Origin of the sequence: Micromonospora sp. H61, assembly GCF_018070325.1 — a bacterium.
Lineage (GTDB): Bacteria > Actinomycetota > Actinomycetes > Mycobacteriales > Micromonosporaceae > Micromonospora > Micromonospora salmantinae.
On the sequence record NZ_JAGPXY010000131.1, the window covers coordinates 1 to 6,701 of the forward strand.

General features: G+C 65.5%; 5 protein-coding genes and 1 pseudogene. 4 read left to right on the plus strand and 2 right to left on the minus strand.

What is annotated here, in order from left to right; genetic code table 11:
- Both KBX08_RS34210 and KBX08_RS31870 read left to right on the plus strand, forming a co-directional pair.
- Positions 1–168 (plus strand): annotated as a pseudogene (locus tag KBX08_RS34210) (IS5/IS1182 family transposase); the annotation flags it as partial.
- A gap of 56 nt (positions 169–224) precedes the next feature.
- Entirely contained in the window at positions 225–509 is a 285-nt protein-coding gene (locus KBX08_RS31870; RefSeq protein WP_210787474.1) for a hypothetical protein, read from the plus strand.
- A gap of 1,430 nt (positions 510–1,939) precedes the next feature.
- On the opposite strand, the gene KBX08_RS31875 is transcribed toward KBX08_RS31870, so the two are convergent.
- Positions 1,940–2,923, minus strand: coding sequence for a hypothetical protein (locus KBX08_RS31875; protein WP_210787475.1), 984 nt, complete (start codon positions 2,921–2,923; stop codon positions 1,940–1,942).
- A gap of 735 nt (positions 2,924–3,658) precedes the next feature.
- Here KBX08_RS31875 and KBX08_RS31880 point away from each other — a divergent pair.
- On the plus strand, positions 3,659–4,105 hold the full coding sequence (locus tag KBX08_RS31880; RefSeq protein ID WP_210787476.1) for a hypothetical protein: 447 nt from the start codon (positions 3,659–3,661) through the stop codon (positions 4,103–4,105).
- Between the two features lie 110 nt (positions 4,106–4,215).
- Here the strand turns inward: KBX08_RS31880 and KBX08_RS34965 are convergent, their stop codons facing one another.
- Positions 4,216–4,728: a DUF4259 domain-containing protein gene (locus KBX08_RS34965; protein ID WP_210787477.1), complete on the minus strand. Its 513-nt coding sequence runs from the start codon at positions 4,726–4,728 to the stop codon at positions 4,216–4,218.
- Between the two features lie 724 nt (positions 4,729–5,452).
- Between KBX08_RS34965 and KBX08_RS31890 the strand changes: the two genes are divergently transcribed.
- Positions 5,453–6,673 (plus strand): hypothetical protein, encoded by a 1,221-nt coding sequence (locus tag KBX08_RS31890; RefSeq protein WP_210787478.1) that lies wholly within the window; start codon positions 5,453–5,455, stop codon positions 6,671–6,673.
- Positions 6,674–6,701: the final 28 nt, after the last annotated feature.

Consider the following 6,701-nt stretch of genomic DNA (forward strand, 5'->3'; position numbering starts at 1 on the left):
CCTGCACGGCAAGCTGAGAGCCGCCGACCAGCTCGACATGTCCCGGGCGGTGATCGACGGAACCCATGTCCGGGCCCTCAAGGGCGGCCCAAAACCGGTCCGAGCCCGGTCGACCGCCGCAAGCCAGGCTCGAAACACCACGTCATCACCGACGCGGGCGGCATCCCCTCGCCGTCAGCCTGACGACGCCGCAGCGAACGGCAGGCCGACGTGTCCTGACGGATGTGCACCGCGAGCGGCTGCTCACCTACAACCTCCGACCCAGTTGGGTCGCCAACGTCTACCGCGATCAGGAGTTGTTCCGGGTCGCCCTTCAGATCGATCGCGATTACCACGTCTTCGTCGACACCCCGTGGCGCGGCCGTAGCCCCGATGAGTTGGCGGGCGAAGTGTGTGCCACCTTGGCGCTTCCTCCCGGCGCCTGGCACGCCACCTGGCACGCCGGCATCCCCACGCTGGTCATACCGCCGAAGATCGCGGAGTCGTCCTGGCGACCCGCGCGGTTCTAGCAGCAGGCCGGCGCGGTCGGGATCGTGCCGGAGTGCCTTTGACATCCGTTTGCTCAACTTCACCAGGCGCTCGCGTTCCACGGTGGCAATTGTGGTCGATGCCCGCGCTCGAATCGAGAGGTTTCCTGCGACACCGAACCCTGGTCTTCCGCGGGTGGGCCTGTCGGGTACGGCCGACCGGCTCCGACCTGTCTACTGGAAGGCGGGCCACCCGAAGATCGTCGCGTCCCGGACCCTCAAGGAGGCCGACTTCGGTGCCCGGGTGATCGGCGGGGGACCAGCATGGCGCAAGCGGATCGGCACGAATCCAGCAGGAGCAGGCTCATCTGCCGCGGACAGGTCATCCCAGTGCCGAGACCGAGCGCGCGGGAGTTGTTGACGACCGGCCACGGGCCCGAGAGTGGGGGAGCAGGGTGGGAGCAGCGGGGTGGTCTGAACAGCCTTGAACTGCGTCCAACGGCACCGAACGGCGCTCAACCGCACCCACCCCTGCCTGCGTCTTCACGTTGCCGCAGGTCAGAGTCGGTGCGGCGTCCTGGTTCCCGCAGAGTGCTCTGCGGCTCTGCGTCGCAGTCGGCAGCGCTCTATGTCGCCTGGTAGGGGAGTGTGCGCGGGTCAAGGCGGTAAGGAGTCGTTGGTTGGCCTGGCCTTGCAGCTGGGAGCAGATTGGGTGCAGGTTGGCGAAGTGGTCTCCGCGCCCGAAGTGCTCACCGACGCCGGACAGCGACGAGGGCTTTGACCTGTGGTGATGCAGTGGAGCGGTGCGGCGTGACCTCCCAGTAGAGGTCGAAGTGGTCAGGCGTTGCTGCTCCCGGGACGGCTGGCGCCCGCCGGCGTCCCGGTACGCCGGAAGCCATGTCTGTAGGCGTGCTGCGGATCGATGTGGAGGGTTGCGGGTGAGCTTGCTGGAGTCCGCCGTAGTTCCGTCATTCGAGACACCGATCCCATGGACAACGTCCTGAGCAGGCCCTTCAGGTTGGAGACCTCTTCGGCGGCACCGAAGAGGTCGCGGCGCATCGACGGTTGATCTGGAGGTGACCCTCCGTCACCCCAGAAATTGAGCCTCGGGCGCGATTCCGGATGTAAGGGCGTGACTGGCGATCAGGTCGCACTCGATCTCGAGCAGTTGTGTCGGAGAGCCAGGCAGGCCTGCCCAGGAACTTTCGAGGGGTTGGCTGAACGCGGCGCGTTGCCGGTGGCCTTCACGTTGGCTCTTGGCGGCATGAGCGGCCAGTCGGGCCCGGATCAGCCCTTGGCCGATGTACGTGAGGCGCGCCTGACCAGGGCGGCGGATTCGGTAGACGCCCACCATCGACTCCGCCACCGGACCTGAAATCCAGGAGCTCCAGGGAAGCTGGGCCCAGTCGAGGGCCGTCGGAGCCCGACCAAGGTCAAGGACTGAGCCCTGCTCGGCAGGCAGCCGTCCGTTCTCACAAGGCGGCAGCGATCCGATCGAGGACGGGCACACTGCGATCTCCGCTGACCAGTCGTGACTCGGCGATCGGGAACGGCGCATCTGACCGCACGAGTTCCAGAACTGACACGTACCCTGCATCGGCGGACAGGAAGAGGTCGCAGTCGACCAGGTAGGAGCTGTGCTGTTCGTCGAACGGGTTCCCTCTTGTGATCTTGAAGCTGGTTTGGGCGAGTCGGGCCGCCCATCGAATCCAGTTACGCCGCATCGCCTTGATGGCGACCTCGCTGAACCAGAAACCAGTGAAGGCGGAGCGACTGGAGCGCAGCACCCGCAAGTCGACGTAGGCCCCGACCCAGTCGGCGAACGTCGCGTCCTCGCCGCTCAAGACTGCTCGATTGCCTACAACGGCGAGCTGATGCCAGTACAGGTCCCGGCATTCAACCCGCCACATCTCTACCGATTCACCGGACCAGCCAGCGAGATACGACTCCGGGGCGTCGGCAACAGGCGTGACAGTCACGGCTGTGAGGGGTCTGATGGTGAACTTGACCTGCAGCATTTCGGTGCGCTGCTCGCGCTGGCGTCGCAAGAGGTAATCGGCTTTCGGACGCTGGTGGCGCACCTCGTGATCATGCAGCGACTGCGAGTCGTGAAATGCCTTGCGCCACATCTGCTTCGTCCACAAGGTATGAAGAGACGCCGCTCGGTCGGTGTCTGGCATCGAGCGCAGCCAGTGCGGCCGATGCCGACGAACCTCCGAAATTACCTCCGCCGACTCTGACTCCGCTTCGGTCGCGAGTCGACGACGTGGACCGGTTCCCATCGCGCTGATGATCCGCTGCCGCGCATGCGGCACTGGAAGCCGGATGACCTCCATCAGGGTGCTCGGTGCCACGACAACCTCAAGGTCGTGCGCCGCCATCAGACCATCGAACGTGTGAGCCACCCCGTCGTCGCCGATGGAGGACCAGAGATTGGTGTCTAGCATGACGCGCACGATGAGAATGGTGGCACAGGCTCCGCTCGTCGCGCCCGTCAGATTTGGCGCGACCGGCTGCGCCCATCACGTATGCCGGACCGCAGCAGGCTGCGCTCAACCTCGCGATCATGATGGCAACGGACAGCGTAGCCCAGTGCCGATACGGCAGCGACGATAAGGCGCGGCGTCGGATGGCGGTCTCGTCCGAGGTCCTGCAGCATTTAACCTGTGCGCATCGAGCGTCTGAGTTTCTTCGTCGAGTCTGTCCGGGTTCTCGCTGAGGGTTGGCGCCTGGAGGGTGAGCCGGGGTTTCACCCGCGCCACTGGGCTCGTCCTGGGGACCGCTTCGACCGCGCCTGCGACGAACACGGCAGGCAGGAGCGGGACGTGGACCTCGTGGTGGTGGAGCTCAACGGGTCTCACGCGATCGTTACAGGCTCTGGAGGTGACCAACTTCGACCCGATGACGTCCTCTCCGGGGAACGGGTCGCGGAGCACGACCACCCAGGACGGTCGATAGACCCGAGCGCGAGGACCTGACGTGAGGGAGGCCCTCGCAGGTCTTTCGCTTAGGTGCGCGACACCCTCCGTGTGCGCGCTCGGGATCTGCTGAGCGTGGCCTCCGTTCGGCCGCGAGAGGTCATGCTGTGCAAGCCGGCTCGGTTGCTTCAGCGCAAACTCGTGTGCCGATCAGAGGATGTCCGGTGACCAAGGGTGATCACACCTGTGGGCAGGATCCTCATACTGGACGGCATGGCGCGGGATGCCTCATCGACTGCCGCTGTTCGGCGGTTCGCCGCTGATTTGCGCGATATACGTGGTCGCCTACTTGCCGACTTGCTCCCCATCGCGGACATCGCGGATCTTCTGGCGGCGGTTCGCTCGCGCCGGGAACTGCCCCGGCAAGGCCTCACCCACAGCGGGATCGAGTACACCGTCCACGGCGCGGGGTGCCGCATGGTCAGCTCCGACCGCAGGGTGGTCGACGTCGACCTGGTCACCGATCCCGTCCTCGGGCGCGAGGTCGAAGCATTCGACGCATGGCGTATTCGCTGGTTCCTCGACGAAGCCGCCGATGACGGCTACAACCATGAGGAGATCGTCGAGGCGTGTATCGACCTTGCCCGCGATGGTTACCTACGTGAGGTGGTTGAGGGCCGCTGGTTCGCGTTGCCCGATGCTCCGGGTGGCCCGGCCTGAGTCAGCCAGGCGGAGCAACCAACCGCCGTCCGTCTTGAAACATCGCACCTAGCGAGGTATCCGGATCTGCCGCTGACAAGGTCGACGATCGTGGGCATGCGGCTGGAGTACTAGTACGGCAGCCGCCGTTCGCGATCTTCGGTTGACATGGTGTCTCTGGCGGTCTTTACGAGTTCGCTGCTTCGAGGATGGCGGTAAGACCGTCGATGGTCTGCTGCACCTCGGCCTGGTCGGTCTCGGTCGTCCATCCTTGATGCCAGGGTCCGCCGGGACCGGCCACGAAGCAGCGCATCGAGCGCGGACGTGGCAAGGTCGGGCACTGGCTCGGGCAGAATCACTGCGCTTGGATCGTCGGACACTTGCGAAAGGCGGTGCTGTAGCTGCTCGCCGCCGGGAAGGGTAGTGGCCACGAGGGCTGCCGCCGCGACTACTTGGTCGGGGAAGTACTCCCGCCAGAGGAGGCCGCGGTTGGCTAGGACGTAGCCGAGCATGTGCCGCAGTGCCTCGACGCGCTGTTGTGGCGCTCGCTCGGCTAGTTCGTCAAGGAAGTCCAGTGCGCCGTCACTGCTGAACGGTCCGGTTCCAAAGGTGCCCACATCGCCCTCGCCTCGATAGGCGGCCACCGCTGATCATCAACGGTTGTGGACCTGACTGAAGATCGTGTGGTGGCCGGGCGCCACAGCGTAAACCCTGCCCGGTGGCAGCGGATTCTGGCCGGGGTACTCGACTCGTTCGCGGGTCGGTTCGGGCGGGTGGAGCCTCGTCGTACGGCGGCGTTCGTGACGGGGCTGCTGTCCGATCTTGAGGTGAAGACGTGCTGGCAGTTGGCGGAGCAGGCTGGACACGCCCGGCCGGACGCGATGCAGCGGCTGCTCTTCCGGGCGGTGTGGGACGCTGACGCTGTCCGTGACGACCTGCGGCGGTTGATCGTCGACCGGGACGGCCACCCCCACGAGCGTGGAGAGCACGGCGGGGTGCCGCAGGCTCAAGTCCGCCGATGGCCCACCCCCACGGGCGTCGGGAGCACAGCGGAACAGCAGATGCGCGACGAGACTACGACGTCCCACCCCAGGGGCATGGGCAGCACGCCATCTCGGCGCTGCTCGGCGTCGTGGTCACCGGCATACCCCTACGGGCGTGGGGAGCAACGCCGGCAAGCGGCTGCGGTCCACCAGCCTTGGTTGGCCGTCAAGTCCCCGATCATTGCGCCCATCGTGGATTCCGTCGAGGGGCTATCCCTGTTTGAGTCGGTCGCTGCTCGCCATCAGTCCCGGGGATTAACGGCCACAGGGTCTAGCAGCCACTCAGCATGTGACCCGGTGAAGCTCGCTGAAGTAGACTCATCTCGTGGTGGCCGATCGCCTCAGCGACACGCAGGAGGGACGACTTTGGCTGAACAACTTCCTCCCCGCTGACCAGCCCGTAGCGGCCCGGCTCCTTGACTCGCTGCGATTCGTCTCTTCCGATGAATTCCGTGCCGGCATGAAGCAGCTGATGCACGACGTCGCCGCCCAGGCCGCAGCCGCCGGGCCGGTAGCGTTTTATCCGGTACGGCCAGTTGACAAGGAACTGGCGTACTCCGAGCCGTTCCCGGACCGGCCCTACGGCCCGTTGGACGGCAGCGAGCACATCACCGCGAACATCATCAGCGAGGTGTCGAAGACCCTGCGACGTTCGGGATCGGTGATGGCGTTGCCGCAGATCGAGGAGTTGCGGGAGCATCGAGTGCGGACGGTCGTGCTCATCGACGACAACATCGCGTCGGGCAGTACCATCACGGGATACCTCGACAAATGGTGGGCAAACCCATCAATTCGTAGTTGGCGATCCTACAAGCTGGTCACGTTCGTGATCGTCACCTACGCGTGTTCTCCATTGGGCATGCGCACCGTGAGTCGCCATCGACTTGCCGATGACATCAGATCCGTCGAGTTCGGCGGAGACTTCAGCTCCGCGCGCTGGACCCCGGCCGAACGCAACGAGGTCCGTGACCTCTGCCGCCGGTACGCCAGCCGGTACGCCATTAGGAAGTCCCTCGAACTCGGCTATAAGCGGAGCGAGTCACTGCTGGTCATCGGCCATACGCTGCCGAATAATCTGCCGAACATCCTGTGGGCGGGCACACCCGTGGTGCAGCCGTGGGTCGGCTTTTTCGCGGAAGGGCATCGGCGCCTGACGCCGGGGCAGCAGGAGAGCCTGGCGGGGCACCGTGCGCCCCCGGATCTTGACGGGATCGCGGAGCTATTGAGGCACTCTGACATACGTTCGGGGCGCTACCGCGACTCCTACAATGCGCAGCGCTTGCTTCTCGTGCTGGCCGCGCTCGACCGTCCACCGCGTACGGACGACTGGCTGATGACCGTTCTGCGACTGAAGATCTTCGACCTTCAGTTCATGCTGGCGACCGCGCAGCGCCTCCATTTGATCGATGCTCGTCGGCGGCTCACGGATGAGGGGCACGCGGCGCTTCGCGACGGCAAGTCGAAGATCCGGGAGGTTCGGTCGAAGTTGAGCGGCACCGACGATGCCTACTACCCTTCGTCAGTGAGGGGAGTCCGTGCCATCTAGATGCCGTCGGGACCGTAGGCCTCGACAC

Excerpts from the sequence above, each read along its gene's own strand:
- KBX08_RS31880 (WP_210787476.1), top strand. The coding sequence starts at position 3,659 with ATGGCGCGGGATGCCTCATCGACTGCCGCTGTTCGGCGGTTCGCCGCT.